The 25264-nt window shown below is 70.1% G+C and carries 20 protein-coding genes; 8 read left to right on the top strand and 12 right to left on the bottom strand.

Going from position 1 to position 25264, the window contains the following annotated elements; translation table 11 throughout:
- Window positions 1-109: 109 nt before the first annotated feature.
- The gene (locus tag CKW34_RS14525) at window positions 110-781 is read left to right on the top strand and encodes a TetR/AcrR family transcriptional regulator (RefSeq protein ID WP_059380971.1); all 672 of its coding nucleotides are present in this window, start codon (window positions 110-112) and stop codon (window positions 779-781) included.
- 10 nt (window positions 782-791) lie between these two features.
- On the opposite strand, the gene CKW34_RS14520 is transcribed toward CKW34_RS14525, so the two are convergent.
- The gene (locus CKW34_RS14520; RefSeq protein ID WP_059380972.1) at window positions 792-1205 is read right to left on the bottom strand and encodes a YchJ family protein; all 414 of its coding nucleotides are present in this window, start codon (window positions 1203-1205) and stop codon (window positions 792-794) included.
- Window positions 1206-1328: 123 nt separating this feature from the next.
- Between CKW34_RS14520 and CKW34_RS14515 the strand changes: the two genes are divergently transcribed.
- On the top strand, window positions 1329-1814 hold the full coding sequence (locus CKW34_RS14515; protein WP_059380973.1) for a TIGR00725 family protein: 486 nt from the start codon (window positions 1329-1331) through the stop codon (window positions 1812-1814).
- Window positions 1815-1889: 75 nt separating this feature from the next.
- Here CKW34_RS14515 and CKW34_RS14510 read toward each other — a convergent pair whose 3' ends face one another.
- Window positions 1890-3167, bottom strand: coding sequence for an amidohydrolase family protein (locus CKW34_RS14510; RefSeq protein WP_059380974.1), 1278 nt, complete (start codon window positions 3165-3167; stop codon window positions 1890-1892).
- 368 nt (window positions 3168-3535) lie between these two features.
- Here CKW34_RS14510 and CKW34_RS14505 point away from each other — a divergent pair, with 368 nt between their 5' ends.
- Window positions 3536-3757, top strand: a complete 222-nt coding sequence (locus CKW34_RS14505; RefSeq protein WP_059381110.1) for a helix-turn-helix transcriptional regulator — start codon at window positions 3536-3538, stop codon at window positions 3755-3757.
- Complete coding sequence (locus CKW34_RS14500) at window positions 3754-4266, top strand: hypothetical protein (RefSeq protein ID WP_059380975.1); 513 nt, start codon at window positions 3754-3756, stop codon at window positions 4264-4266. Before CKW34_RS14505 ends, CKW34_RS14500 begins: the two co-directional genes overlap by 4 nt.
- On the opposite strand, the gene treY is transcribed toward CKW34_RS14500, so the two are convergent.
- The 3 genes from treY to CKW34_RS14485 form a co-directional block, all read right to left on the bottom strand.
- Window positions 4263-6569 (bottom strand): malto-oligosyltrehalose synthase, encoded by a 2307-nt coding sequence (gene treY / locus CKW34_RS14495; RefSeq protein WP_059381109.1) that lies wholly within the window; start codon window positions 6567-6569, stop codon window positions 4263-4265. The genes CKW34_RS14500 and treY overlap by 4 nt on opposite strands.
- 83 nt (window positions 6570-6652) lie before the next feature.
- Window positions 6653-8941: a glycogen debranching protein GlgX gene (gene glgX, locus CKW34_RS14490; protein WP_059380976.1), complete on the bottom strand. Its 2289-nt coding sequence runs from the start codon at window positions 8939-8941 to the stop codon at window positions 6653-6655.
- Window positions 8942-8988: 47 nt separating this feature from the next.
- Window positions 8989-11091, bottom strand: a complete 2103-nt coding sequence (locus CKW34_RS14485; RefSeq protein WP_059380977.1) for an acyltransferase family protein — start codon at window positions 11089-11091, stop codon at window positions 8989-8991.
- Between the two features lie 150 nt (window positions 11092-11241).
- Here CKW34_RS14485 and CKW34_RS14480 point away from each other — a divergent pair, with 150 nt between their 5' ends.
- The 3 genes from CKW34_RS14480 to bioD all read left to right on the top strand — a co-directional run bounded on the left by CKW34_RS14480 (window position 11242) and on the right by bioD (window position 14510).
- The gene (locus CKW34_RS14480) at window positions 11242-12531 is read left to right on the top strand and encodes an adenosylmethionine--8-amino-7-oxononanoate transaminase (protein ID WP_059380978.1); all 1290 of its coding nucleotides are present in this window, start codon (window positions 11242-11244) and stop codon (window positions 12529-12531) included.
- Window positions 12532-12675: 144 nt separating this feature from the next.
- Window positions 12676-13815: an 8-amino-7-oxononanoate synthase gene (locus tag CKW34_RS14475; RefSeq protein ID WP_059380979.1), complete on the top strand. Its 1140-nt coding sequence runs from the start codon at window positions 12676-12678 to the stop codon at window positions 13813-13815.
- Window positions 13812-14510: a dethiobiotin synthase gene (bioD, locus tag CKW34_RS14470; RefSeq protein WP_059380980.1), complete on the top strand. Its 699-nt coding sequence runs from the start codon at window positions 13812-13814 to the stop codon at window positions 14508-14510. The genes CKW34_RS14475 and bioD overlap by 4 nt, the downstream gene beginning before the upstream one ends.
- A gap of 29 nt (window positions 14511-14539) precedes the next feature.
- Here bioD and CKW34_RS14465 read toward each other — a convergent pair whose 3' ends face one another.
- Complete coding sequence (locus CKW34_RS14465) at window positions 14540-15535, bottom strand: iron-siderophore ABC transporter substrate-binding protein (protein WP_059380981.1); 996 nt, start codon at window positions 15533-15535, stop codon at window positions 14540-14542.
- Window positions 15536-15647: 112 nt separating this feature from the next.
- Between CKW34_RS14465 and CKW34_RS14460 the strand changes: the two genes are divergently transcribed.
- Window positions 15648-17252, top strand: coding sequence for an MFS transporter (locus CKW34_RS14460; RefSeq protein ID WP_059381111.1), 1605 nt, complete (start codon window positions 15648-15650; stop codon window positions 17250-17252).
- Window positions 17253-17288: 36 nt separating this feature from the next.
- Here CKW34_RS14460 and CKW34_RS14455 read toward each other — a convergent pair whose 3' ends face one another.
- The 6 genes from CKW34_RS14455 to CKW34_RS14430 all read right to left on the bottom strand — a co-directional run bounded on the left by CKW34_RS14455 (window position 17289) and on the right by CKW34_RS14430 (window position 25162).
- Window positions 17289-18446 (bottom strand): VWA domain-containing protein, encoded by a 1158-nt coding sequence (locus CKW34_RS14455; RefSeq protein ID WP_059380982.1) that lies wholly within the window; start codon window positions 18444-18446, stop codon window positions 17289-17291.
- Entirely contained in the window at window positions 18443-20644 is a 2202-nt protein-coding gene (locus CKW34_RS14450; RefSeq protein ID WP_059380983.1) for a DUF5682 family protein, read from the bottom strand. The genes CKW34_RS14455 and CKW34_RS14450 overlap by 4 nt, the downstream gene beginning before the upstream one ends.
- Window positions 20641-21729 (bottom strand): ATP-binding protein, encoded by a 1089-nt coding sequence (locus CKW34_RS14445; RefSeq protein ID WP_059381112.1) that lies wholly within the window; start codon window positions 21727-21729, stop codon window positions 20641-20643. The genes CKW34_RS14450 and CKW34_RS14445 overlap by 4 nt, the downstream gene beginning before the upstream one ends.
- Before the next feature lie 77 nt (window positions 21730-21806).
- Window positions 21807-23207, bottom strand: coding sequence for a DUF5691 domain-containing protein (locus CKW34_RS14440; RefSeq protein ID WP_059380984.1), 1401 nt, complete (start codon window positions 23205-23207; stop codon window positions 21807-21809).
- The gene (locus CKW34_RS14435) at window positions 23204-24493 is read right to left on the bottom strand and encodes an SWIM zinc finger family protein (protein ID WP_059380985.1); all 1290 of its coding nucleotides are present in this window, start codon (window positions 24491-24493) and stop codon (window positions 23204-23206) included. The genes CKW34_RS14440 and CKW34_RS14435 overlap by 4 nt, the downstream gene beginning before the upstream one ends.
- A 42-nt stretch (window positions 24494-24535) precedes the next feature.
- On the bottom strand, window positions 24536-25162 hold the full coding sequence (locus CKW34_RS14430) for a TetR/AcrR family transcriptional regulator C-terminal domain-containing protein (protein WP_059380986.1): 627 nt from the start codon (window positions 25160-25162) through the stop codon (window positions 24536-24538).
- Window positions 25163-25264: the final 102 nt, after the last annotated feature.

Here is a 25264-nt window from a genome sequence, read left to right as displayed (position 1 = left end):
CGACCAGCATGCCGCGTCGGCGGCGCCGGTGCAGGGGATGGCGCCGACGGACGACCCACCTGCCGCGCGTCAATTTTGTTGCAGCTGCAATGCACTCGATACTGGGGGAGTGAACCCGAATCCCGAGCGAGCCCGCCGACGGTACACCTCACCGTTGCGCGAGGAAGCGGCCCGCCGGACCCGCGAGACGATCCGCGACGCCGCGGCACGGTTGTTCGTTCGCGACGGCTACGTCAGCACAACCGTCAAGAACATCGCGGACGAAGCGGGTGTGGCGGTGCGGACGGTGTTCACCGCATTCCCCGGCGGCAAGGCGGAGATCTTCCGCGAGGCGCTCGATCACGCGGTGGCCGGTGACGGCGATCCGCGCGCGACCGCGGCGGCGGAACCGGAACCGTCCCACGCCGGCGGCGCGGTCTCGCACGTCGATCTGGTGGTCGAGCAGGTGGTCCGCTACGGCACCGCGATGCTCGAACGCGCGGGCGGGCTGCTCATGACCTCCGTGGAATCATCGGGGGCGGATCCCGATATGCGTCGTTTCGCCGCGGACGACGCGAAGGCGACGGCCGAGAACGCCCGCACTCTCGCGGAAGGACTCGAACACGCCGGTTGGCTGCGTGAGGACGTCACCGTCGAACACGCGGCAGATGTCCTGTTCACCCTGAGTTCCCCACAGGTGCACGCGCTGCTGAGGCGGGATCGCGGATGGGACGTCGACCAGTACCGTCAGTGGCTCTCGGGGACGCTGCGCGCGACGCTGTTGCGGCCACCTGCACCGTGACGGATTCGACTCAGTCGTCGCCCCGGTCGTCGAGGTAGAGCCACTCGCCGTCCTCCCGCACGAACCGGCTGTGCTCGCGCATCGAGTCGGGCACCCCGCCCGCCCTCCAGTGCGCGCGGAAGTCCACCGTGCCGGTGGTGTGCAGGAATCCGCCTCCGGTGGTGTGCAGCACCTCGAGCCCCGTCCAGCGCTGACCGGGGTCGAACTCGATCGAGCGCGGACGCGTGGACGGGTGCCAGGTGCGCAGCAGGTGCGCCGCGTCGCGCGTCGCGAAGGCCGTGTACCGCGAACGCATCAGCCGTTCGGCGGTGGGCGCGCTCGCGCCGGCCAGCAGCGGCCCGCAGCATTCGGACAGGGGAACGCCGCGACCGCACGGGCACGGGGAGTCCGGGCTGATGTCGGCGCTGCGGTCGGCTCTGCTCATGGCCACAGTCTCCCCCGAGGGGCTCGATCGCCCGACCTCGGGGCGGTGCCTGCAGGAGCGGACGATCACCGGGCGTGAATGATGTTCTCGGACCGCGCGCTCCGGAGCGCTCCATGATGCAGAATGCCGAACATGAATGCGCAGCGCTATGTCGGGGTCGTGGGGCCGGGTGAAGCCACGCCCGAACAGCGACGCCTCGCCCGCCAGGTCGGGGGACTCCTCGCCGGACGCCGGGCCGTCGTGGTCACCGGCGGTCTGGGTGGGGTGATGGCGGCAGCCTGCCGGGGCGCTGTGGAAGCCGGTGGGACGACCCTCGGCCTGCTGCCCGGAGACGACCGTGCCGAGGGCAATCCCTATCTGACGGTGGCCGTTCCCACCGGGCTCGGAGAGATGCGCAACGCGCTGCTCGTGCGCAGCAGTGACGCGCTGATCGCGGTGGGTGGAAGCTGGGGCACGATGAGCGAGATCGCGCTCGCGGTCCGCATCGGTGTCCCGGTCATCTCGATCGGGGGCTGGCGGATGCCCGCAGCGGGAGTGCTCGACGTCGAATCGCCCGCCGAGGCCGTCGAGTGCTTGCACGCGCTGTTGTGGCGCAAGGACCCGGTGTGAGCCGACTTAGACTGACGATGCCCGCCGATCCGGATCGGCGGGCATCGTCTGCTGTGGGCTCCTGTGGAGCAGGCTCTACGAGCCGGAGTTGGCGAGCTCGTAGCGGCGGCGGTACTCCTCTTTGGACGTCTCGCTGATGTCGACGTCGCCGGCGCGGGCGCGCAGGGCGCCGACGGTGGCCTCCTCACGCGGGATGTGCTCGAAAGGATCCCAGTCGAAGAACTTCGCGGCGTTGGCGAAGGTGATCTTGTCGATCTCCTCGTCCGTGCACTCGCACGCGTCGAGTTCCTCCTTGAGCATCTCGGGGGAGTTCGGCCACGTCGAGTCGGAGTGGGGGTAGTCGCATTCCCACGCAATGGTGTCGACGCCGAGCCGGTGACGGTTGTTCAGTCCGCTCGGCTCGGTGATGTAGCAGGCGAGGAAGTTCTTGCGCCACACGTCCGTCGGGCTCATCCCGGCCGGCAGGAAGCTGGTGCCGGTCCACGACTGGTTGACGATGTGCCGGTCGAGGCGGTCGAGCCACGGCGCGACCCAGCCGACACCGCCCTCGCTCATCGCGACCTTCAGATCGGGGAACTTCTGGAAGGCGCCACTGAGCATGATGTCGGTGGCCGCGATGGTCGAGATGAGCGGCGTGAGGATCATCATGTCGTCGATGTTGAAACCGGCCGGGCGCTTGACGAGGTTGATACCGCCGCCGATGTGCAGGGACAACACGATGTTGTGCTCGACGCATGCCTCGAAGATCGGATCCCAGTGCCCGGACTTGAAGTCGGGATAACCCTCGCCGACGCCGTAGGGCGTCTCCGGGATGCTGATCGACCGGCATCCCATGGCGGCGATGCGCTCGATTTCCTTCACCGATTCTTCGGCATCGTAGAACGGGATGATGCCGATGGGAATGAACCGGCCCGGGTGGGCGTCCGGGACCTCGCCGACGACCCAGTCGTTGAACGCTTTCAGTGCGGCGAGGGAGAGCTTCTTGTCGGGCAGGCTCGCCAGGTGGGTGCCGGCGAAGCCGGGGAAGGTGGCGAACAGGGTCGCGGCGAGGGTTCCGTTGGCGTCCATGTCGCGCACGCGCAGGTCCATGTCGTAGACACCCGGTCGCATCTCGGCGTAGCCGGTGGGGTCCATGCCCCATTCGTGCTTGGGCCAGGAGACGACGGCGTTGAGGCCGGAGCTGCCGACGACGGTGCCCTGGAACTGCCAGGCCTGCACATTGGGGTTGCGGGGATGGGCGGTGAGTTTGGGAGCCTGGTCCATCAGGCTCTTGGGGAAGTGCTTCTCGAAGATGTCCGCGGGTTCGACGACGTGGTCGTCGATGCTGATCATCACCATGTCTTCGGTCTTCATCGAATCCTCTCCCTGGGCTGCGCAAAAGTCCTGCCGGCGTCGGCGCTCGCGATGAGAACTAGATTTCCGTATTCGAGAACATAAATCAAGGAGTGTTGCGTATCGGGTGGATTTCGTGGGTGGAGGTGTCGAATCCATGCCTCGCCGAGATGGGGATCTACTCGGAAATCGGCGCATTGTCGCACGATTCGTCGAAGACCGGAGTGTTGTCGGAACCTTCGATCGCGAGAATGTAATTCTCGATTCCGTGATCGACTGTGTCGAGGGGTGGTCGGATGTCCGGCTCGACAGGTGTGCCGTGGTGGTTCGATGATCGAAAATGACAAGAATGCTTGACACAGAATGACAAGCAGGGTTTACTTCTGGCCGTGACCGACACACCGAGGAGCAACAGGGTCCGCGAATTCCGCAAGCAAGCGGGACTCACCCAGGCCGCGCTCGGCGACGCGGTCGGCGTCAGCAGGCAGAGCATCGTCTCGACCGAGAAGGGCGACTACGCGCCCAGCGTCTACCTCGCCCTTCGTCTCGCCCTCAGACTCGACACCACGGTCGAGGAACTGTTCCCGCTCACCACCAAGGAGTCCTCATGACCGTCTTCCTGAAAACCGCGCGTTTCATCGGCGATCTCGACGACGACTTCTACCGCGACGAGCGCCAGCGCGACGTCTGGAACGAAGCCTCGGCGGTGGGATTCCAGTTGTCCCAGTGGATCGCGCTGGTCGCGGCGGCGTTGCTCCCGTGGCTCGTCGGCCGACCCGGGGCGTGGACGGCGCTGGGCCTCCTCGTGGCCTGGTTCGTCGTGTCGATCGTGACCCAGTTGTACGTGCGGCAACGCGACGTCGACCTGTACGCCACCGCGAAACTGTGGCGACCCCGCAGTGCCGCCGCCGCCGCGCTCTATCTCGTCGGCGTCGCCGGCATCTTCCTCCGCCTGCGCTACGAGGGTCAGCCGTTCGAGAACGATGCCGCGACCTGGGCCGGACGCATCGTCGGTGCGGCCACCGTGATCGTCCTCGCGGGACTGGTCCTCACGTGGAGCCGGCGCCGTACCCAGCGCCGGCTCGACGCGGAGGAAGCGCTCGACGCGCTCGAGGACTAACGCGCGCGGACGAGTGCCGCGACCGGCAGGGAGTCGAGCAGATCGGCGACCCGCATCCGACCGGTGAAGGAGCGTCCGGTCAGCACGTCCGACCAGTTGCCGTCGGGCAGGTCGACGGCCGTGTCCTTCCAGCCCGAGCGCGACAGCGCCACGGTGCGACGGGACGCCACCGCGAGAACGTCGAGGTCGTCCGTCGCCGGCCCGCGGCCGAACGCGAGCAGGTGCTCGGCAGCCGGACCGGTGGCGAGGACCGGAACGTACGCGCCACCGACGAAGCTCGCCGGACGTTCGCGGCGCAGCCGGAGCGCGGTGCGCACGATCGTGAACTTCGCCGGCGCCGAATCGGGGGCGTCGAGCAGCCGCCGTCGGGCGTCGAAATCCACCGGCCGCCGGTTGTCCGGATCGACGAGGGAGTCGTCCCACAGTTCGGTGCCCTGATAGACGTCGGGAACGCCCGGGCCCAGCAGTTGCAACAGTTTCTGGCCGCACGAGACGGCCGCGACGTGCGGTTCGACCTCGGTGACGAAGGCGGTGAGCTCACCCGCGACCGGTCCGTCGATCACCGCGTCCAGCCAGTTGTCGACCGCGGTCTCGAACTCCTCGTCGACCTCGGTCCACGTGGTGCGGGTCCCGTTCTCGCGCAGCGCCTTCTGCGCGTAGGCATGTACCCGTTCGCGCAGTTCGTCGGTCACTGCTCCGTCGAGCGGCCAGACTCCGAAGAGGGTCTGCCACAGGAACAGTCCGATCGCCGGATCCGGTGCGGGTGCCGATTCGTTCCACGACCCGAGCCGGCGGGACCACTCGTCGGCGACCTGCGAGAGCACGCCGATCCGAGCCCGGACGTCCTCGCTGCGTTTGGTGTCGTGGGTCGACAGGGTGGTCATCGCCCGCGGCCAGTGCCGTGCCCGCTGGGTCCACGCGAGGTGGAACTCGGCCGGGGTGGCCGAGAAACGGCCGGGTTGCCCGCCCACCTCCTGCAGCGAGATCAGCCGCGCCGCCCGATAGAACAGGCAGTCCTCGACCGCCTTGGCGGTCGCCGCGCCGCAGACCTGGCCGAAGCGGGCCGCTGCCTCACCGCCGAGGGCCATCGCCCGGGCGAACACTGCGAGGGCGGGATCGAGTGCGGGTTGCGTCCGCGCGAGGTCGCCGACGATGCGCGGCACCAGGGTCGCGAGCGGCGCGTAGTCGGCGCGGTAGACGGGAAGCTGTGCGGCGACGGCGATCACGGCCTCGCGCAGTGCCGCGTCGTCGCACCCGGTGTCGCCGGTCTCGCGTCGGATCGCCCGCACGAGACGGCGCACCTCCGGTGCGAGCCCGCCGCCGAGCACCGCTCGTTTGAGGTCGTGTTCGCGGGCGTGCAGCCACGGCGCGTCGCCCTCGGCGCCGGTGAACCTGCGCGACAGGGCGTTCAGCTCGGTCTCGCCGGACGGATCGACGAACACCGACGACAGTTCGCCGAGTGCGTCGTAGCCGGTGGTGCCGTCCACCGGCAGCGTCGCATCCAGCGGTTCGGCGTCGCCGAGGATCTTCTCGATCACGAGCCACCGATCGGGGCCGATCACCTCGCGCAGGCGCGCGAGATAGCCGGCCGGATCGGCGAGACCGTCCGGATGGTCGACGCGGATCCCGTCGACCAGGTCGTCGGCGATCCACGACGCGACCTGCTCGTGCGTGGCGTCGAACACTGCGGGATCCTCCACCCGCACCGCGGCGAGATCGTCGACGGTGAAGAAGCGGCGGTATCCGATCAACCCGGAGTTCCACGCCACGAGTCGGTAGGCCTGCCGCGCGTGGACCTCCTCGCCGGTGCCCTCGTCGGTTCCGGGAGCGATCGGGAATCGCTTGTCGTAGTAGGCGAGCATCGGTTCGTCGCCCGAGCGGTCGACGGTCAGCTCCCGCACGGCGTCGTCCGATCCGAGCACCGGCAGAGCGATCCGCCCGTCCGCACCGTTGTCGTCGGCGAGGTCGAGATCGAAGAACGACGCGTAGCGGGACCCGGAGCCGTGCTTCAGGACATCCCACCACCACGCGTTCTGGCGTGGGTCGGCCACCCCGACGTGGTTGGGGACGATGTCGACGACCAGCCCCATGCCCCGTGCGCGTGCCTCCCGCGACAACCGTTCCAGGCCCTCGCGTCCCCCGAGCGATTCGGAGACCGTGCCGGGATCGACCACGTCGTATCCGTGGGTGGACCCGGTCGTCGCGCTGAGGACGGGGGAGAGGTAGACGTGCGAGACACCCAGGGCGTCGAGATAGTCGAGCAGGGCGACGGCGTCGGCGAAGGTGCATTCGTCGCCGCGCATCTGGAGGCGGTAGGTGGACAACACCGGCGCAGTATTCCCCGCGCCGGCGTCGCTCACACCTGCCGACTCCGTACCGCCGGTCGTCACCGGGTCTTCCGGAGCACCAGCACCGAGCGTGCCTGCACCCGGACCGGCTTACCGGCGACGACGACCTCCTCGCGCAGACCGTCCGGAACGTCGGTGTCGAGCGCGACCGTCCACTCCTCGGCGTGCGGGCCGTCGGGGGTGACGAACTCGATCGGCTCGTGATGGGCGTTGAAGCACATCAGGAACGAGTCGTCGACGACGCGCTGCCCCCGCTGATCGGGTTCGGGGATGCCCTCGCCGTTGAGGAAGACCGCGAGCGACTTGCCGAAACCGCTGTCCCAGTCCTCGGGCATCATCTCGTCGCCGGCCGGTGTGCGCCACGCGATGTCGCGGGACTGATCGCCGCTGCGGATCGGCCGGCCCTCGAAGAACCTGCGACGCCGGAAGACCGGATGCTCGGTGCGCAATGCGATCACGTTGCGGGTGAACGCGACCAGGTCGGCGTTGGACTCGGCGAGCGACCAGTCCACCCACGACAGCTCGTTGTCCTGGCAGTACACGTTGTTGTTGCCCTGCTGGGTGCGACCGAACTCGTCGCCGTGGGCGAGCATCGGCGTGCCCTGCGACAGGATCAGCGTCGCGAGCATGTTGCGCTGCTGGCGCCCGCGCAGTGCAAGAACCTCGGGATCGTCCGTGGGGCCTTCGACCCCGCAGTTCCACGACCGGTTGTGCGATTCGCCGTCGCGATTGTCCTCGCCGTTTGCGTCGTTGTGCTTCTCGTTGTACGACACCAGATCCGCGAGGGTGAACCCGTCGTGGGCGGTGACGAAGTTGACCGACGCGCCGGGGCGACGCCCGGTGTCCTCGTACAGGTCCGACGAGCCGGTCAGGCGCGACGCGAACTCGCCGAGAGTGGCCGGTTCGCCGCGCCAGTAGTCGCGGACCGTGTCGCGGAACTTGCCGTTCCATTCCGTCCACTGGCCGGGGAAGTTGCCCACCTGGTAGCCGCCCTCACCGATGTCCCACGGTTCGGCGATGAGCTTGACCTGCGAGACGACCGGGTCCTGCTGGACGAGATCGAAGAAGGCCGACAGGCGGTCGACGTCGTGCAGTTCGCGCGCCAGGGTCGATGCGAGATCGAACCGGAAGCCGTCGACGTGCATCTCGGTCACCCAGTAGCGCAGCGAGTCCATGATCAGCTGCAGGGTGTGGGGGTGACGGGCGTTGAGGCTGTTGCCCGTTCCCGTGTAGTCCATGTAGTAGGCCTTGTCGTCGTCGACGAGGCGGTAGTAGGCGGCGTTGTCGATGCCGCGGAAGCAGATGGTGGGACCGAGATGGTTCCCCTCGGCGGTGTGGTTGTAGACCACGTCGAGGATCACTTCGATGCCGGCCTCGTGGAAGGCCCGCACCATCGCCTTGAACTCGGCGACCACGGCACTGGGTTTGGTCGACGACGAGTACTCGGCGTGTGGCGCGAAGAACCCGAAGGTGTTGTAACCCCAGTAGTTCCGCAGTCCCTGGTCGATCAGCACCTGGTCGTGCATGAACTGGTGCACGGGCATCAGCTCGATGGCGGTGACGCCGAGCCCGAGAAGATGGTCGATGATCGCCGGGTGCGCGAGACCGGCGTAGGTGCCCCGCATGTGTTCGGGGACGTCCGGATGCGTGGCCGTCATGCCCTTGACATGGGCCTCGTAGATGACCGTCTCGTTGTAGGGGCGCCGGGGCTGGCGATCCATCGCCCAGTCGAAGAACGGGTTGATCACCACGGTCGTCATGGTGTGCCCCAGCGAATCGAGGCCGGGCAACTCCGCGGCGGCGTCGGAGGTCTGTCCCGTCGCGATCGCCTCGGGCTCGGCGTCGTCGGCAGGCGCGGGCTCGCCGGTGTCCTCGGTGTCGGCGACGTCCGTGTTCTCGTCGGCGGCGCTGTCGGCCTCGGCCTCGGGCTCGGCACCGGGCAGCGGGTAGGAGAACAGTGACGGGTCGCCGTCGAACGAACCGTCGAACGCCTTCCCGTACGGGTCGAGGAGCAGCTTGCTCGGATCGCACCGGTGACCGTTCTCCGGATCGAACGGCCCGTGTACGCGGTAGCCGTAACGCTGACCGGGGGAGACCGTCGGAAGATAGGCGTGCCAGACGTAACCGTCCACCTCCTCGAGGGGAACGCGGGTCTCGCTCCCGTCGCGGGAGATGAGGCACAATTCGACCTTCTCGGCGATCTCGGAGAACAGTGCGAAGTTCGTGCCCGCCCCGTCGTAGGTCGCGCCGAGGGGGTACGGGGATCCCGGCCACACTTCCAGGGGCTCGGGCATCTCGTCGTTAGCGCTCGCTTCGGTGGGCTCCATGTCCGCCAACAGTAGCCTTCCGGCGGTCCGGGCACCGGGTGAGCGCGTCACCACCAACCGGTGGCGGGGCCGAGTTGTCGGCCGAGCTCGGGCGTCAGCGTCCGGACGTAGGTCGTGGTGAGGTGGTTCTCGTCGCGGTAGATGAGGATGTTGCCTTCCACCGCCCGGCACAGATCCTGCCGGCAGAACTTGTCGGACAGGTCGAGCAGCGACACGGTGGGCAGGTGCGCGGACGCGGCGACGGCCGGGTCGATCGGGTCCAGCGCCTCCTCACGGGGCACCCCACACGTCTCCGCGGTGCCGCCCCCGGCGAGGCAGTCGGCGGCCCGATAGGCGACGTCGCCGCGGAACAGCCACGGGTTGTCGCGGATCGCCACCACCGGGATGCCGTAATCGGCGAGCGTCTCCCACAGGTCGACGTACCAGAACGGGACGAAGTCGCCCGGTCCCTCGCCCTGGTCCTTGGTGCGCGTCGACGTCGTGAACACGTAGTCGGGCGGATCGGCGCGCAGTTCCGCGAGGACGGCGGTCGACCACGTGTCGCACTCGACCGTCGGGGACTCCTCGACGAGCGGGGCGAGGGGATCGGAGAGCGGGCACCCGACCTTGAGATAGGTGTCGAGGCGGAAGCCGTGTTCGATGCCGAGCGCGTCGAGCGCGGCGAGCCAGTGCTCCGAGTGCGACCCCCCGACGACCACCATGCGGCGCGTTGCGAGGGGATCGCCGTAGGTGCAGGTCAACGGTGTGCGGTTGGTGTGCTGGGCGATGCAGTTGTCGAGCGTCGCGGGCGGCAGGTCGCGATGGGCGACGAGCAGCGGCGGTTGCACCGGTTGCGCCTCGGTGGAGACGGCGGGATCGAACACCGCGGCGCCGGGATACAGCTCCGTCGGCAGGGCGGCGATGCCGTCGAGGGCCTCCGTCGAGCGGTCGACGTGGGTGTGCCAGAGGTTCGCGGCCCCGACGAGGGCGACGGCCAGGACCGTGACGAGACCCACGAGCGCGGTGCGGGACGGCCGAGGGGGGTCGACGCGACGGATGGGGTCCTCGAACCACCGGGTCGACGCTTCGGCGAGCAGCAGCGACAGGGCGATCACGACGAGCCCGCCCACCAGGCCGACCGATGGGTGTCCGCGCACGATCAGGTAGCCGATGAGGACCGGCCAGTGCCACAGGTACAGCGCGTAGGCGATCGCCCCGAGGCGCACCATGGGCGCGGACGCCAGCAGTCGCGCCGACGGCGTGTCGTGCTCGGCGCCGGAGTCGGAGTCAGGACCGGAGCCGGAGCGGATGCCCGCGACGACGAGTGCCATCGCCGCACCGACGGGGACGAGGGCCCACGGGCCGGGGAAGAGGGAGTTGCCGTCGAGGACGAAGCCGCACGCGAGGAGCACCGCGAGTCCGAGGGCGCCGAGTACGATCCGCAGGGCGCGCGGAACCCGCAGCCACGGCGACAGGCACATCAGCAGACCACCGAGGGTCAACTCCCACGTACGGGCGGCGCTGTCGTAGTAGAGCCACGACTGCGGACGGTCGGCGAGCACCGCATACGCGAGCGACGCCGCGGTGAGCACGGCCAGCAGCACCGTCAGGGGCAGACGGACAGGCACCGACATCCGCCGCAACAGCCACGCGAGGCCGAACACCACCACGAGGGCCGCGATGTAGAACTGGCCCTGTACGGCGATCGACCACAGGTGCTGGAGCGGGCTGACCATCGGGTCCGCGGCCAGATAGTCGCTCGCTGTGCGGGCGAGGTGCCAGTTCTGGAAGAACAGCAGCGACGCCCCGGTCTGGTCGGCCACATCGAGCCACTGTGTGAACGGCCGCAGCACGACCGTGGCGGCCGCGACGGCGGTGAGTACGACGACGAGCGGTGGCAGCAGACGCCGGCCGATCCGCCGCAGGACGGGACGCGGATCGAGCGGGGCCGAGGAGTCGGCCGTCCGCAGGAGCGTGCCCACGAAGAAGAATCCGGAGAGCGCCAGGAAGACGTCGACACCACCGGAGACGCGACCGAACCAGACGTGGAAGATCACCACGAGCGCGATCGCGAGACCGCGCAGTCCGTCGATGTCGGCACGGCGCGCGGGGCGGGTGCCTGCTGTCCGCGCGCCACTCTCGAGTTCCGGTCCCGAGGTGTGGACGGACATGTGACGGATACCCCCGGTGTCTTACGTGTTCGGCTGTGCTGCCGACCGGGCGACGAGCGCGCCGGTCGGTTGCCGTGAGCGTCTGTTCACGGCAACTGGGGCAGACTACGCGGCTGCGGGCGGCAACTTCCAACCGCCTACAGTCTGGGCGTGGACAACTCTCCTCTCCCGGTCGAGCGGATCCGCACCCTCGACGCTCGGCACCTCTGGCACCCCTACGGCGCGTTCCCGGCGACCACCGAATCGTTGGTGGTCGACCGTGCCCACGGTACCCGGATCGTCCTCGCCGACGGTCGTGAGCTGGTCGACGGCATGAGTTCGTGGTGGGCCGCGGTGCACGGATACGGGCATCCGGTCCTCGACGCCGCCGTCCGCGACCAGCTCGGCCGGATGAGCCACGTGATGTTCGGCGGCCTCACCCACGAGCCCGCCGCGCGGCTCGCGGAACTGCTCGTCGACATCACGCCCGACGGTCTCGACACGGTCTTCCTCGCCGACTCGGGTTCGGTGTCGGTGGAAGTGGCCGTGAAGATGGCGGTGCAGTACCAGCGTGCCGTCGGCCGACCGGGACGGCGTCGTCTGCTCACCTGGCGCGGCGGCTACCACGGCGACACCTTCGCCCCGATGAGCGTGTGCGACCCGGACGGCGGCATGCACGCGCTGTGGACCGACATGCTCGCGCGACAGGTCTTCGCCCCCGCCCCACCGGACCGGTTCGATCCCGACTACGTCGCGCAGTTCGAGGCGGTCCTGCTCGAGCACGTCGACGAGCTCGCCGCGATCGTCGTCGAGCCGGTCGTCCAGGGCGCCGGCGGCATGCGTTTCCACGACCCGCGGTATCTGCGCGAGCTGCGCAGGATGTGCGACGAGCACGGACTGGTGCTGATCTTCGACGAGATCGCGACCGGGTTCGGGCGCACCGGCGAACTCTTCGCCGCCGATCACGCGCAGGTGAGCCCGGACGTGATGTGCGTGGGCAAGGCACTCACCGGCGGATACATGACCCTCGCCGCGACGCTGTGTACGCGGGCCGTCGCCGAGGCGATCAGCGCGGGGGAGGGCGGCGGTGTGATGCACGGCCCGACCTTCATGGGCAACCCGCTCGCGTGCGCCGTCGCCGTCGCGGCGGTCGAACTGCTGCTCTCCCGCGACTGGCGTGCCGAGGTGGCGGCGGTGAACACCGGTCTGACCGAAGGACTCGCCCCCGCACGCGAGGTGCCGGGGGTTGTGGACGTCCGCGTCCTCGGAGGCATCGGCGTGATCGAACTCACCGAACCGGTGGACATGCGCGCGACGACCGATGCCGCCGTGGCGGCCGGCGTGTGGCTGCGGCCGTTCCGCAATCTCGTCTACGCGATGCCGCCCTACATCTGCTCGGCCGACGATCTCGCGGCGATCACCTCGGGGATGATCGCCGCCGTCGGCGCGAACATCCGCTGATCGAAGGAGTCGGCCGACATTCGCGCCGACGGCCCTCAGGGCGCGCGGTGCGCCGTAGGAACGTCCGGCGATCCAGGCATCCGGCCTGCGACCCGAGGCCACCGACGTAGCGACTTGAACGGTGTTCAAGTAAGGTCACCGCTCATGACCGCACATCCCGCCCTGGCGTGGCTCGACGGCACCGCGGCGGCGCGACGCGCAGCGGGCCTGCACCGCGACCCCGTCGTCCGGACCCCCGGCTCGACCGTCGTCGACCTCGCCTCCAACGACTATCTCGGCCTGACCCGCCATCCCGAGGTCCTCGCGGGGGCCACCGCCGCCCTGCGGCGATGGGGAGCCGGTTCCACCGGATCGCGCCTGGTCACCGGCACCACCGCCGAACACGAGCTCCTCGAACGCGAACTCGCCGACTTCGTCGGGGCCGACAGCGGCCTGGTGTTCTCGAGCGGATACGCCGCCAACCTCGGTGCCGTCGCCGCCCTCGGTGGCAGGGACGCACTGATCGTGTCGGACGCCGGCAGCCACGCCTCGCTCGTCGACGCGTGCCGGTTGTCCCGCTCGAGGATCGTCGTCACCCCGCACAACGACGTCGACGCGGTCGCGCACGCCCTCGCGACGCGCACCGAGGCCCGCGCGCTCGTCCTGACCGACTCGGTGTTCAGTACCGACGGCGACCTCGCGCCGCTGCGGGAACTGCATCGCGTCTGCCGAGCGCACGGCGCGTTGCTGCTCGTCGACGAGGCCCACGGAGTGGGGGTCCGCGGCGCGGGGGGCCGCGGACTCGTCCACGAAATGGGTCTCGCCGGCGAGCCCGATGTGGTCGTCACGGCGACGCTGTCGAAATCCCTTGCCTCCCAGGGCGGAGTCGTCCTCGCCGACGGGCGCGTGCGGGAACACCTCGTGGATACCGCCCGCACCTTCATCTTCGACACCGGGCTCGCCCCGGCCGCCGTCGGTGCCGCCCGGGGCGCGTTGAAGGTGCTGCGCGCCGAACCCGCCCGCGCGGCGGCCGTGCTCGATCAGGCCGCGCACCTCGCCCGGGTCACGGGTGTCGAGGCGCCGCCGTCCGCCGTGGTGTCGGTGATCCTCGGTGACCCGCACGTCGCGGCCGACGCCGCGGCGCGGTGTCGCGAGCGCGGTGTGCACGTCGGCTGCTTCCGGCCGCCCTCGGTGCCGGCGGGCACCTCGCGGCTGCGCCTGACGGCCCGCGCGAACCTCACCGACGACGAACGCACCCTCGTCGACGAGGTGCTCACCGACATCCTCGCGGGAGCCCGGGCATGAGCGTTCTCGTCGTCACCGGTACATCGACCGATGTGGGCAAGACCGTCGCGACCGCGGCGCTCGCCGTGAACGCCGTGACCGCGGGGCTACGGGTCGCGGTGTGCAAACCCGCCCAGACGGGCGTGACCGACGACGGACCGGGCGACCTGCACGAGATCCTGCGACTGACCGGAGACTCCGTCCGGGTCGTCGAACTCGCGCGGTATCCCGATCCGCTCGCGCCCGACACCGCCGCGCGGCGCAGTGGACGTCCGCCGCTCACTCTCGACGAGATCATCGACACCGTCCGGAGACTCGACGCCGAGCACGACCTCACCCTGGTCGAAGGGGCGGGAGGTCTGCTCGTCCGGCTCGGTGCGGGCGGCTTCACCCTCGCCGACGTCGCAGCCGCGCTCGGAGCACCGGCGGTGATCGTCGCCGCCGCGGGACTGGGCACGCTCAACCACACCGCGCTCACCGTGGCGGCGCTCCGCGCGGCGGGGGTCGAATGCCCGGGGGTGATCATCGGGTCCTGGCCTGCTGCACCGGATCTGGCGGAGCAATGCAATCTGGACGACCTTCCCGACGTCACCGGCGTCCCGGTCGTCGGCCGGATCCCGGCCGGCAGCGGCGCACTCGACGCCCACAGCTTTGCTGCCCGTGCCTCCCGATGGTCGGATCTGCCTCCGCCCGCCCCCGCCGCCACATACGCATAGCGGAAGTCGAGATACGCCGCGGGGCGGGCTCAGTTCACGCGTTCGGCGACCAGCGGAACCAACTCGTCGAGTGCGAACGGCACCGACAGCACCGAATTCGTCGAGAACGCCGCGGAGATGTCGGAATCGCTGTCGAGCACGAGGAACCGGCCGTCGCGCACCGCCGGGAGCTGCTGGAAGACCGGATTGTCGGTCACCTCCGCGGCCGGCACGTAGATCGGCAGCACGATCAGCAGGTCGGCGTCGAGCATGTCCAGGTTCTCGTCGGAGACGGTGATGAAGAAGTCGTCCGTCGCCGCGGCCTGCACCTGCGGATTGTTCACGAAACCGAGCTCGGTCATGAAGTCGACGCGCGAGTCACCGACCACGTAGGCACCCCACCCCTCCGACGTGTAGGAGGCGACGGTGACGGTCTTGCCCGCGAACCCGGGATTGTCGGCAGCGGCCTGCTCGAAGTCCGCATCGATCTGCGACAACAATTCGGCACCCTTGTCCGGGACACCGAGAGCCGCTGCCACGGAGGTCACCTGGTCGTCGAGCGACGTGAGATAGGCGTCGCTGCCCTCCGGACCAGCGACCGTCGGAGCGATCCCCGACAGCGTCTCGTAGCGGGCCTGCTCACCGGAGCTCTTGGTGTCGAGGATCAGATCGGGCGTCTGCGCCGCGAGCAGCTCGAAGGACGGCTCGATCGTGCCGATGAGCTCCGGCGGCGAGTCGTACAGCCCCTGCGCCCACGGGCCCACACCGTCGCCACCGAAGGCGAGCCAGTCGCTCGCGGCCACCGGCTGAACCCCGAGCGCCAGTGCGGTTTCGGCGTCGCCCCAGCCCAGTGCCGCGACGCGTTCCGGGGCGGATTCGATGGTGACCTCCCCGAACTTCGTGTCGACGGTGACGGGGAAGGCACCGTCGGCCGGTGCCGGACCGGAGTCGGATTCCGTGTCGGCCGATCCGCACGCGGTCAGCGCGATCGCGGTGGCCGTGAACAGAGCGGCGGAACGGAGCAGCGCGGCGGAACGGCGTGTCATGACTGGCCTCGAGTCTGTCGATCAACAAGTGAGGTGATCCTAACCCGGCGGGGTGACCGGAGGTGAAAACCGGCCGGAAACCACGCAGAACAGCGGCTCTGGCGCGCACTATGTGTCCGTGACCCCACCTGACGACGGTCGGCCGGCACGCGCGAAGCTGGTGCTGGCCTCGCTGATCCTCGTCGCCGCCGTGGCGAACCTGAACCTCGCCGTCGCGAACGTGGCACTGCCCGACATCGGGAAGGCGTTCGACGCGAGCCAGACCGAACTGAACCTCGTCGCGGTCGGTTATTCCGTCGGTCTCGCCGCGTCGGTGCTCTACCTCGGGGCCGTCGGCGACCGCTACGGACGCAAGACGATGCTGCTGCTCGGCATGGCCTTGTCGGTTCCCGCCTCCGCGGTCGCCGGATTCGCGCCGAGCACCGAGGTGCTGTTCGCGGCACGGGTGCTCGGCGGCGTCTCCGCCGGTCTGGCGTTCCCCACCACCCTGGCCCTGATCACCGCACTGTGGTCGGGCGCAGCGCGCACGCGCGCGATCGCGCTGTGGTCGTCGATCGGTGGCGGCCTGACCGCGCTCGGCCCGCTCGTCGCCGGCATGTTGCTCGAACAGTTCTTCTGGGGATCGGTCTTCCTCGTGACCATCCCGCTCGCGCTCATCGCGCTGGCCCTTACCTGGGTGTTCGTGCCGAGCCACGTCAACGAGTCGACCGACCCGGTCGATCATCTCGGTGGCATCGTCTCGGTCGTGCTCGTCGGCTCGCTCGTCCTGGGCATCAACTTCGTGCCCGTCGACGGGATGAAGACCATCGCGGTGTCCGCCCTCGTGATCGCTCTCGTCGCGGTGATCCTCTTCGTGATGCGCCAGCTGCGCGCGGCGAATCCCCTGTTCGACCTGCGCGTCGCGCGGCGCCGGGTGTTCTGGGTCGCGGCCGTGGCGGGCATCATCGTGTTCGGCACCCTCATGGGCACGATGTACATCAGCCAGCAGTACCTGCAGAACGTGCTCGGATACTCCACGCTCGCGGCCGGATCGGCGGCGCTGCCCGCCGCATTCGTGATGGTGCTGGTGGCACCGCAGTCGGCGAAACTGGTCGGGTCGCGCGGCTCCCGCTTCACCCTGCTGTCGGGTTACGTCGCGATCGTGGCCGGACTCGTCGTCGCACTGATGCTGTGGGACGAGGACGCGCACTACTGGGTGATCGCCCTCGGATACATGTGCCTGGGAGCCGGTGTCGGTCTCGCCGGTACCCCGGCCTCGCATTCGCTCACGGGGTCGGTGCCGGTCTCCCGCGCCGGAATGGCCTCCGGCACGGCCGATCTGCAACGTGATCTCGGCGGCGCGATCGTCCAGTCGATCCTCGGTGCCCTGCTCACGGCCGGGTACTCGGCCTCCCTCGCCGCGACGATCGCGGCGAGTCCGCAGGCCGCGGCCGTCGACGAGCAGACCGAGACCGCATTGGAGAAGTCGTTCGCGGGTGCCGTCGGGATCGCCGAACACTATCCGCAGTACGCGCCGCAGATCGTCGAGGCCGCCCGGTCGGCCTTCCTCGACGGCGACACCCGCGCCTACACGGCCGCGATCGCGATCGTGCTGGTCGGAGCGGCGTTGGTGGCCTTCGCGTTCCCCTCACGCACGGGCGAGATCGCGCTGCTCGAGCGGTACGCCGAGGAGGACGGTGACGCGGCGGTCGACTTCCCCGGGGAACCGGCCCACTGAACCCCGATCTTCACGCCGTTCGGGATCGGTCGGCCCTCATCCGGTCTGCGACCAGCGTCCGATGTCACCTCGTTCGAGCGCGACGGCGAGCAGTTCCGGGAACCGGTCGGGCGTGCACGCGAAGGCGGGGACTCCGAGTTCGGCGAGCGCCGCCGCGTTGTCGCGATCGAAGGACGGCGCCCCGTCGTCGGACAGCGCGAGCAGCACCACGACCTGCACACCTGCGGCGAGCATCTCCCGGATGCGGGAGAGCATCTCGGCGCGGATACCGCCCTCGTACAGATCCGAGATGAGCACGAACAGCGAATCGGCCGGGCGCGTGATCAGCGACCTGCTGTAGGCGATCGCCCGATTGATGTCGGTGCCGCCGCCGAGCTGGGTGCCGAACAGCACGTCCACCGGATCGGTGAGCTTGTCGGTCAGGTCCACCACCGCGGTGTCGAAGACGACCAGCGAGGTCCGCAGTGCCCGCATCGACGCCAGGACCGCCGCGAACACCGACGCGTACACCACGCTCGATGCCATCGATCCGGACTGGTCCACCGCGAGCACTACGTCGCGTTTCACCACCTGCGACCGGCGCCCGTAGCCCACCAGCTTCTCGGGCACCACCGTGCGATGCTCCGGCAGGTAGTGGGCGAGGTTCGCGCGGATCGTGCGATCCCAGTCGATGTCGCGCAGCTTCGGATTCGACGTCCGCGACGACCGGTCGAGTGCGCCCGTGACGGCGGTGCGGGTGTGCTGGGCGATGCGTTCCTCGATCTCGCGCACGACCTTCTCGACGACCGTCCGGGCCGTCGCCTTGGTGGTCTCCGGCATCACGCGGTTCAGGCTCAGCAACGTGCCCACCAGGTGTACGTCCGGTTCGACGGCTTCGAGCATCTCGGGTTCGAGGAGCAGCCGGGTCAGTCCGAGTCGATCCACCGCATCGCGTTGCATCACCTGGACGACGGACGTCGGGAAGTAGGTGCGGATGTCGCCGAGCCAGCGCGCCACCCGTGGCGCGGACGCGCCGAGACCTGCCGTGCGCGGTGCGGTGCCGTCGCCGGGTGCGGTGTCGTACAGCGCGGCGAGCGCGGCGTCCATGGCGTTGTCGTCGGCCGAGGACAGGGAGCCCGTGGAGTCCTCGGCGGCCTCGCCGAGTGCGAGCCGCCAGCGGCGCAGGCGTTCGGTGTCTCCGGATTCGGTTGTCATGCCGACACTCCCAGGATCGACGCGGTGGCTGTCAGGGCGATCCGGCCGCGATCCACGGCGGGTGGTGCCTCCGTGCGGCGGGTGCGTTCGCCGCGCACGGTCTGCCCGAGCAGGCGTCGCTCACCGAAGGCGAACGACCCGAAGGTGCGTCGGAGGACGGGCAGGACGTCGACGAAGTCGTCGTCGGTGAGGTTGCTGATCCACTCGTCGACGAGGTCGAACAGTGCGCTGTCGTGAACGAGCAGGAGCCCGCCCCCGCCGAGGAATCCGTCGATCCAGCGCGCCTTCACGGGTGCCGATGACCCCACCGACAACGCTCGCGCGACCCGCACGGACGCCTCGTACTCGCCGAGTCGGCCGGTGTCGCGCAGCATCCGGGTGGTGCGGCCGAGGAGCAGACCGTCGACGTCGTCACGCTCGCTCACCGACGTCAGAGTGTCGAGCCACCGGCCGGTCGCGGTCGGGTCCTCACGCAGCGCGAGAGCGAGATGCACGTCGTCGATCGCGGTGCGCAGCGCATCGGCGGCGTCGTGGTCGAGACCGGTGACCGCCGCCGGGAGACCGGCGCAGACACGCGCGAGCAGGGCGTCGCAGACGTGTTCCAGGGAGGACAGATCGGTGCCCCGCACATCGCCGTAACGGACGGTGCGCACGAGGGTCGGCAGTGCGCTCATCAGGTGCAGCACATCGTGATCGAGTGCGGCCGCCGCGTCGATCGCCGTCACCAGCGACGTGATCGTGGTCCGCAGGTCGGCGAGCAACGCCCGTTCGAGGAGTTCGGTGAGGTCGGCGAGCGCGATCCCGGAGCGTGCGGCACGGTCGGCCACCGTGGCGGCCGCCGCGGATTCCACCGTCGTGCCCCACCGGGACGCCTCGACGATCGCCACCGACAACTCGGGTTCCCACCGCAGCGTCCAGGTCTCGCGGAACGTACCGGTCGAGCGCACCTCGCTCTCCGTGGGCGTGCCCCAGTCGATCCCGAGCAGAGCCAGGCGGTGCAGCAGTCGCGACCGCGCGACGTCGATCTCGCGGCGCAGGTCCAGATCGAGGTTCTTCGCTTCGGCGGACCGCTTGAGGCGCAACGACTTCGCATTCCGCTGCAGGTCGGTGTCGAGCGGGACGGTGGGGGTGTCCTCGGAGACGGAACCGAGTGCCTCGCCGACGACGAGCCGCCGCGTGACGAGGTCGAGCAGGACGTCGTCGCCGTCGCACAGCACCGATCGGGTCGCCTCGACGACCTCGTCGAGTCCGGCCGCAGCGCGACCGCGCAGCGCCGCGAGCGTGTCGGCGAGGCGCGTCGCCTCGATGACGTGGGCGCTCGAGACGGGAAGATCCTCCTCGCGCAGGACACGGGCCACGCGGGTGAACCAGCGTGCGGTCGTGTCCGCGGGCTGTGTGAACAGATGGTGGTACCAGCCGGGTGAGGTGATGCCGGCGCCGTAGCCCGACGACAGCGACAACCGGGAGTGGCTCCACGGCACCCATGTGAGAGTGGTCTTCACCTTGGGAATGCCCTTGAGCAGACGCGCGTCGGGGGCGGCCGGTCCGAGTCGGCCGGTCAGTGCGGGCGCGTGCATCGCCCCGCACACCACGGCGATCGCGCGGGCCCCGGCCTTGACCGTTGCGCGCAGCACCTGCCGCATGTGCGCCTCGCGTCGCGCGGTGTGGTCGTCGATCCCGACATCTTCGCGCAGCACGCGCATCGCGTCGGTGATCTCGTCGAAGGCCTGTGCGGTGCCGTGCTCGACCACCGCGTCCCACCACTGCTCGAAGTCGGCGTAGCCGCCGGCGCGGGCGAGCATGCCGAGCAGGTCGTCGGTCGCGCGGTCGCCGACCTCGCGTTCGGCGGCGAGCGACATCGCCGCCGGAAGGTCGCAGAACCGCACGTCGGCATCGTGCAGGTACGCCCAGCGCAGGGCCTGCCACTCGGGCGAGAAGGCCGCGAACGGCCAGAACGCCGCCCGCGCCGGTTCGTCGCGGGCGTAGGCCAGCAATGCGACCGGGGGGACCATGTCGTCGGCCGCGGCGAGCGCGAGCACCGGATCGGCGTCCGACGGACCCTCGATGAGGACGGTGTCGGGTTCGAACTCGGCGAGTGCCTGCAGGACCGCGCGCGCCGAACCCGGTCCGTGGTGCCGGATCCCGAAGACCCGGATCTCCGCGGGCGCATCCGCGCGGTCGAAGAGAGCGTCGGTCACCCGGTGATCTCCCGGCACGCCCGGTAGAAGTCGGTCCAGTCGCCGCGTTCGCGGACGACGGCCTCGAGATATTCGTTCCAGACCACGCGATCGGAGACGGGGTCCTTGACGACCGACCCGAGGATTCCGGCGGCGACGTCGGAGGGACGCAGCACCCCGTCGCCGAAGTGCGCCGACAGCGCCAGACCGCCCGTGACCACCGAGATCGCCTCGGCGGTGGACAGCGTGCCCGACGGGGACTTCAGCTTGGTCCGGCCGTCGGTGGTGACTCCGCTGCGCAGTTCCCGGAACACCGTCACGACGCGGCGGATCTCCTCCGCGGCCGCGGGCACGGCGGGCAGTTCGAGTGCGGCGCCGAGTTGTTCGACGCGGCGGGTGACGATCGAGACCTCGTCCTCCTCGCTCGCCGGCAACGGCAATACGACGGTGTTGAACCGTCGACGCAGCGCGGACGACAGGTCGTTGACCCCGCGGTCGCGGTCGTTGGCGGTGGCGATGACGTTGAACCCTTTCGTCGCCTGCACCTCGATGCCGAGTTCGGGGACGGGAAGCGTCTTCTCCGACAGGATGGTGATCAGCGCGTCCTGCACGTCGGCGGGAATGCGGGTGAGTTCCTCGATGCGTGCCACGGCGCCGTCGCGCATCGCGGTCATGACCGGGGAGGCCACCAGCGCGTCGGCGCTCGGCCCTTCGGCGAGCAGCCGCGCGTAGTTCCAGCCGTAGCGCACCGACTCCTCGGTCGTACCCGCCGTTCCCTGCACGAGCCGGGTCGACGAACCGCTGATCGCGGCGGCGAGATGCTCCGACACCCAGGTCTTCGCGGTACCCGGCACACCGAGCAGCAGCAGTGCCCGGTCGGTCGCCAGGGTCGCCACGGCAACCTCGATCAATCGGCGCGGGCCGACGTACTTCGGGGTGATCACGGTGCCGTCGGACAGTTCGCCGCCGAGCAGATAGGTCACCACCGCCCACGGGGACAGTTGCCACGACGGCGGGCGCGGCCGGTCGTCGAGTCGCGCGAGCGCCGCGAGTTCGTGCGCGTACTGCTGCTCGGCGTGCGGGCGCAGCAGGTCGGTGCCGGTCACGGCGGTCTCGGACGTGCCCGTCTCGGGCGTCGCGGCCTCGTCGGTACCGACAACTGCAGGGGTCGACTCGAAGTCGGTCAACTCAGCTCCTCGTGGATCGTCTTGCGGAGGGTCAGGGTGTCGGCTGCGCTCGCGAACAGGTGCAGGCGACCGAGATCGTCGGTGCGGTTCGCGGCGTCGGCCAGCAGATCGGCCAGCTCGAACGGTGCCCGGTGGGCGAGCAGCGTCAGGACGTCGCGCACCACACGGGTGGTCGTCAGCTTCGTGTACAGCGCGGTGAGCACCTTCTCGGCGACATCTCGCGGCCACGGCGCCGGGAGCGCGGCGAGCAACGCGTCGTCGAGAACCGCGGGCGGCGACGTCTCGCGCAGGTGCGCGAGCAGGATGTCGCGAGGTACGACCCGGGCGACCGACGTGTCGACGGTGCCGTCGCGTCGCAGCAACGCCGCGGCCCATCCGCTGTCGCGTTGCCGGACCGCCGCGCGGCCCCACGCGTCCGTCAGTGCCGTGCGGATGGCGTCGTCGACGTCGAACTCCGGCAGCACCCCGTCTCCGGCGTGCTCGCGCCACACCGACAGCGGAGCGGCCGCGACTGCCGCCACCAGCAGATCGCGGGCCGGACCGTCGGAGAGACCGTCGCGGAGTGCGCTCTCGTCCGGCCGTTCGGGGACGGCGAGGGTGACGGTCGAGCCGTCGACGAGCAGCCATTGCCGCACTCGTTCGGCCATGCGTCGCGCGAACGCGGAGTCGTGGAGGCGGGGAAGAAGGTCGAGCGCGACGGCGCGAACCTTGCGGCTACGGTCGTCGAGGGCGCGCTCGAGCAGGTCTTCGTCGTGCGGACCGAGACCGACCGCGAGCAGGGCGACGAGTTCGGCCCGCTGGGCGGCGGTCTGCGCACCCCATGACGCCGCGAGCGTGGCTGTCGCCGCGGCCGGATCGTGCGCGCGGAGCACCTCGAACCATCGGCGTCGCCGGGCGGGCGGACCGACGTGCCAGGGCGTGTCGTCGAGCGGGTCGGGTGGCAGCAGATCGGCCCATTCCGGGTGGCGCGCGGCCACCCAGCGCCCACGGGCACCGGTGAGTGCGACCAGCCGGTCGCGGTGCACCGCGTCGGTGGTCGCGACGATCAACAGGTCGACCACGATGTCGTGCGACGCGCGGAACCGGGCCGCCACCTCGAACCACTCGTCGAGCAGCGGGGAGCGGACGGCGAGCAGCGCGCGCAGGCGTTCGGCAGCCGCGCCGGGAAGGACGGGACGGTCGTCGTCCGGGGCCGGCGACGGCCGTTCGCGGACCACCGGCACGGTCGCGGCGGTGAGGAAGGTCGCCTCCAGGGCGGCAGCGGCGAGCAGTGTCGCGGCGGGGTCTCCGGCGAGTTCGCCCGCGGCACCGGCCGTGTGCAGCGCGCCGAACTCCGGAGCGGAGCGTGCCGTTCCGAGAAGTGCTGCGGTCGTCAGCGATTCGGGCAGTGTGCTCACCAGGTCATCACCTGTCCTCCGGTGAACAGGGAGACCGGGGCGAGAGCGGTTCCGTCCCAGTCGCCGCAGACCGTCACGGGACGGCCCCCTGCGACAGCGTGCAGCCGCCAGCGGCTGTCGTCGTCTCCGGCGAGCGGCAGTGCCCGTCCGGACGGGTCGACGACGTACCATCCGTCTTCACTGTCGGTGGGAGTGACCGCGTCGAGCAGGACGGGCCAGGTGCGCAACCACGGATCTGCTCCGCGCATGCGGGCGTACTCGTCCAGTGCGGCGTCGAGTCCGGTGGCGGGCAGGGTTGTGAACGGCTCCGTCTCCCCGTGCTGCCGGCCGAGCACCGCCCGTAGTGGGGCCGCACCGGGGTAGAAGTGCAGATCGGCATCGACGAGCGACCCGGGGAAGGGGAGCGGCGCGGCGAAACGTGCTGTGCCGTGTGCGAAGTCGAGCAGGATCGCCCAGCGTCCGCTCGACCGTCCCCGCAACCACGTCTTGCGGGTGAACATCCGGCTCTCCTCGGTGACGCGGACGGCGAGGACCTGCCAGCGGTCGCGCACGGCCGGTTCGGCGCGGACCTCCTCGCTGCGGGTGCCGAAACCGAGATGGGTCTGCAGCGAACGCAGGAGCGGCCTCGGCAGTTCGTCGCGCTGCCGGTACGCCACGGCCATGAGGTGCAGGCGCGCATACTCTTCGAGCAGCCTGGCGGGCCAATCGGTTTCGTCGTTCACGACGGCGGCCAGGGCGCGCAGTGCCGACGCCACGCCGGGAGCCTGGGCATCCACCATGCGGGCAGCGATCGCCTCGTAGGTGTCGTAGCCGTGATCCACCGCCCCGAGGCCGTGCCGGATGCGGTCGGTCAGCCAGCGGTCGAGGTCGTCGAGTCCTGCCGCGACCCGCTCGGCGCGGCGCTGGGCGGTCGCCGGATCGGGTGCCTTGACCGGCTCGTCCGCCGGGGCGGGCGGTGCGGTGGACGCGGCGCGGGCGGCGAGCCATCCGGTGACGAAGTCGGGTGCCTGCCCCGTGGGTACGGCGCCCTCGGACCAGCGCACGAGCAGCGACAGGGCGTGCTTGCAGGGCAGCTTCCGGCTCGGGCACGTGCACGTGTAGGCGGGAGCGCTCGGGTGGATCGCCGTGCGATACGGCGTGGTGCCGCGTCCGCGGCACAGTCCCCACAGGGCGGTGGTGTCGTGACCGGTCTCGAGCCATGCGGAGGCGACGCCGCGCGCAGCCGTCAGCGAGGACGGATCGGGTGCGACGGCGTTGATCTGCTGGAGGGTCCAGGGGGCGGTCACGAGCGTCGAAGGTAGGAGACGGGTCCGACAGGAACGGCGGGGTCAGGATGTCGCACGGGTCTCCAGACGTGCGCGGATGCCGTCGACGAACAACCGCAGGCCGAACTCGAACCGGACGGCGGGATCGCCGTCGAGCAGTTCGTCGTCGGTCTCGGTCGGCTGTTCGGTCGCGACATCGGGGGAGAGGGGAGCGCGGGTGAGCGCGCCGAGTTCCTCGAGCTGCGCGCGGGACTGCTCGTCGACGGTGTGGCCGAGCACGTAGTGCAGCAGCGCGTAGCCGGTCAGTTCGGCGTACGCCCGGGACAGACCCGCGCGTTCGGCGGTGGCCACGAAGGCGTCGCGCGCCCGGGAAGTGGTCAGCCGGGAGGCGTAGCTCGAGGCGACGAGTTCGGCGCCGTCGCGATGGGCGAGCAGCGCGGCGCGGAAACGGTGCGCCAGCTCGGAGAGGGCGTCGTCCCAGGCATCGCTCGCGGGCGGCTCGTCGACACCGTCGAGGATGCGGTCCGCCATGGCGCCGAGCAGGGTCTGCTTGTTCGGGAAGTGCCAGTACAACGCGCCGGGCTGGACGCCGAGCGACGACGCGAGCTTGCGCATCGTCAGGTCGCCGAGCCCGTACTCGTCGAGGATCGCCATGGCGCCGTCGAGGACGTCGCCGCGTCGCAACTGCACTGCTTCTCTGCTCCCGCTTCTCCCACTGCCCGCGGCGGTACCGCGCCGCCGGGGATCCGAACCGAAGGATTCGTGCCTTTGACACTATCGGACGCTTCGCCC

Origin of the sequence: Rhodococcus rhodochrous (assembly GCF_900187265.1) — a bacterium.
GTDB lineage: Bacteria > Actinomycetota > Actinomycetes > Mycobacteriales > Mycobacteriaceae > Rhodococcus > Rhodococcus rhodochrous.
The sequence above is the reverse complement of the archived record's forward strand: the minus strand, read 5'-3'. Positions and strand labels throughout refer to the sequence as shown.

Coding starts and splice junctions, on each gene's coding strand:
- CKW34_RS14520 (WP_059380972.1), bottom strand. CDS start 1,205: ATGAGCAGAGCCGACCGCAGCGCCGACATCAGCCCGGACTCCCCGTGC.
- CKW34_RS14515 (WP_059380973.1), top strand. CDS start 1,329: ATGCCGAACATGAATGCGCAGCGCTATGTCGGGGTCGTGGGGCCGGGT.
- CKW34_RS14510 (WP_059380974.1), bottom strand. CDS start 3,167: ATGAAGACCGAAGACATGGTGATGATCAGCATCGACGACCACGTCGTC.
- CKW34_RS14500 (WP_059380975.1), top strand. CDS start 3,754: ATGACCGTCTTCCTGAAAACCGCGCGTTTCATCGGCGATCTCGACGAC.
- treY (WP_059381109.1), bottom strand. CDS start 6,569: ATGCGCGGCGACGAATGCACCTTCGCCGACGCCGTCGCCCTGCTCGAC.
- glgX (WP_059380976.1), bottom strand. CDS start 8,941: ATGGAGCCCACCGAAGCGAGCGCTAACGACGAGATGCCCGAGCCCCTG.
- CKW34_RS14485 (WP_059380977.1), bottom strand. CDS start 11,091: ATGTCCGTCCACACCTCGGGACCGGAACTCGAGAGTGGCGCGCGGACA.
- CKW34_RS14475 (WP_059380979.1), top strand. CDS start 12,676: ATGACCGCACATCCCGCCCTGGCGTGGCTCGACGGCACCGCGGCGGCG.
- bioD (WP_059380980.1), top strand. CDS start 13,812: ATGAGCGTTCTCGTCGTCACCGGTACATCGACCGATGTGGGCAAGACC.
- CKW34_RS14465 (WP_059380981.1), bottom strand. CDS start 15,535: ATGACACGCCGTTCCGCCGCGCTGCTCCGTTCCGCCGCTCTGTTCACG.
- CKW34_RS14455 (WP_059380982.1), bottom strand. CDS start 18,446: ATGACAACCGAATCCGGAGACACCGAACGCCTGCGCCGCTGGCGGCTC.